The following is a 1,545-nucleotide window of genomic DNA, read 5'->3' as shown; positions in this document are numbered from 1 at the left end:
CAGTATAAATCCTTTAATCCTTTAGATATGGCGAATCAGAAGCAAGAAGTCTCCTTTTCAGAAGTGGTCTCCCGCGGCTGTGGGCTTGATGTCCACAAGAAGGAGATAGTGGCAACAGTCAGCGGAACGGACATCAAAAAAGAGACCCGTACGTTTCAGTCGACAACGAGATCTTTGACACAGTTGAAAGAATGGCTATTGGAACTTGGCGTTACTCATGTAGCAATGGAAAGTACCGGCGTATACTGGAAGCCTGTAATGAACATTCTGGAACCTGGTGGTTTTACGGTAATGGTCGTCAATGCCCGTCACATCAAGTACGTTCCGGGGCACAAGACCGACAAGAAAGACTCGGCATGGATCTGCAAGCTCCTGCGTGCAGGCTTACTCAAAGGCAGTTTTATTCCATGCCGTGATCAGCGTGACTTGCGCGACCTTACCAGGTACCGCCGCAAACTGGTACAGCAGCAGTCCGCCGAACACAACCGCATGATACGGATATTCGAGGATGCTAACCTCAAGTTGTCAAGCGTTTTCAGCAACATCCGTGGCAAGACCTGTACGGCGGTGATAGATGCAGTTATTGATGGCGAGACAGACCCGTCAAGACTCTCAGAACTGTGCACGCATTGGAGGCTCAAGCACTCACAGGAGGAAATTGCCGAAGCGGTGGAAGGTCATTTCACGGAGCATCACAAGTTCATGATAAGGACAATCCGGAAGAGTATCAGGAACATCGAGGATGAGATAGAAGTCCTCGACAAGGAGATAGACAGGCGGATGCAGCCCTTGCAGGGACGTATAGAACAACTTTGCGAAGTGCCCGGCATGCAACAGTCCTCCATAAAGGAACTCCTGGCGGAGATTGGCGTAGACATGGAAGTGTTCCCAACGGCAGAACATTTAACCTCATGGGCAGGGCTCGCGCCGGGCAATAACGAGAGCGCAGGTAAAAAAAAAGCTCACACACCAACCACGGCAATAAGGCCACGAAGGCAATAATGACAGAATGTGCGTGGTGTGCGACACGAACAAAGAATACCTTCTTCTCTGCCCGTTACGGGCGTCTGGCCGCCAGGCGGGGGAAGAAACGCGCACTTGTCGCAATTGCCGCCGAAATGCTCAAGGTCGTATACCACATGCTCAAGGACGGTACAGCCTACCGGGAACCAGGTGCAAATTACATGGATGACAGACGCAGACAGAATCAGATTGATTATTATAAAAAAAGACTGAAAGAACTCGGAGAGGATTCGCCCGAGAAGGAAAGTGCATAAGAAGCACACGAACCCTAAGGCCGATTTTTACTGGGACTTCTGAACCTGAATATGAAACTGGTCTAAACGACTGAGAGGCAAAGATTGTTGCTAAGAGCACGCGAATGAAATTTCCAAATTCCAGTCGTTTTAAAATTTAAATGCCTAAGCCAATAGCCGCAGACAGCATACCGCAGCCTGCTTATTCTTTTATTGTGTCAAAACAAATAAGTTAAACCTGAATAGCCGATTTATAGGCTGTTCGCAATAAAAACATTTTCGAATGAAA

Annotated in this window: 2 protein-coding genes; both read left to right on the top strand. The window is 48.3% G+C overall.

The window, feature by feature from the left end:
- A partial coding sequence (locus ACYRYG_RS13255) for an IS110 family RNA-guided transposase (RefSeq protein ID WP_460198481.1) occupies positions 1-1,002 on the top strand: 1,002 nt, incomplete at its 5' end.
- Positions 1,002-1,277 (top strand): hypothetical protein, encoded by a 276-nt coding sequence (locus tag ACYRYG_RS13250; protein WP_287761974.1) that lies wholly within the window; start codon positions 1,002-1,004, stop codon positions 1,275-1,277. The genes ACYRYG_RS13255 and ACYRYG_RS13250, both read left to right, overlap by 1 nt.
- The last annotated feature ends 268 nt before the right edge of the window (positions 1,278-1,545 follow it).

It is taken from the genome of Segatella asaccharophila, from assembly GCF_054687055.1.
Note: the sequence above shows the minus strand (reverse complement) of the source record. Positions and strands in the feature narration are given on the sequence as shown.